Source organism: Mesorhizobium sp. CNPSo 4671, assembly GCF_057784245.1.
Genome location: NZ_JBWLUW010000069.1, coordinates 1 through 709, shown reverse-complemented (window position 1 = coordinate 709; position 709 = coordinate 1). Strand labels below are relative to the sequence as shown.

General features: G+C 62.5%; 1 pseudogene. It reads left to right on the top strand.

The window, feature by feature from the left end:
- Window positions 1–627: pseudogene (locus tag AC04SF_RS37390) on the top strand (tyrosine-type recombinase/integrase); the annotation flags it as partial.
- Window positions 628–709: the final 82 nt, after the last annotated feature.

Below are 709 nucleotides of genomic sequence, written 5' to 3'. Positions count from 1 at the left end.
TTCCAGGAGGTTGCTGCCCGGCAACCGGCCAACACCACTCTCGTCACACGGGAGACCCTGGAAACCTGGCTGAGCGAGCGGGCTCGATACTGGGCTCGCCCGACGTTGATGCTTTACGCCCGCATAATCAACCGATTCCTCGATTACCTCGTGCAGGAGGGTTTTATCGCCAGCAATCCCATCAACGAATTGTGCGCCGCTCATCAAGCCAGAAGCGACAAGGCGGTGCTGCGAGCGCTGCTCTCGCCCGATCCCGATCAAGCTCTGGAGGCATTGCGGCAGCTCCCAGCGTTCGGCAGTGTGCTCGGGGACCTCATGCGCAACCATATCGCTCTCATGCGAACCAGAGGCTATCGCTATCTGACGCAGGCGCATTGGCTCTGGCGCTTTGACCGCTTTTTGCAGATACACCCGGAATTGGCGGCGGAGCCGATACCGATCATGCTACAGCACTGGGCGGCGGCACGGTCGACGGCGAACCATGCCGCCGAATGCGAGAAGCTCGCGCGCGTGCTGGGCAAGGCGCTTAACCGTCTTGATCCGGCGATCATGCCGAAACGTGTCAAACGCCATCCGGAACTGCCCCCTTTGCGTCATGAAGAACTGCCCCCACCATCGGGTTCATGATGTCGGTTGAAGGTTGGTTCCGCCGGTGACGGGCCGGAGGGAGGCGGAGCCGACCGGAGGCCTGTCACCGGCGGGCGGCCTG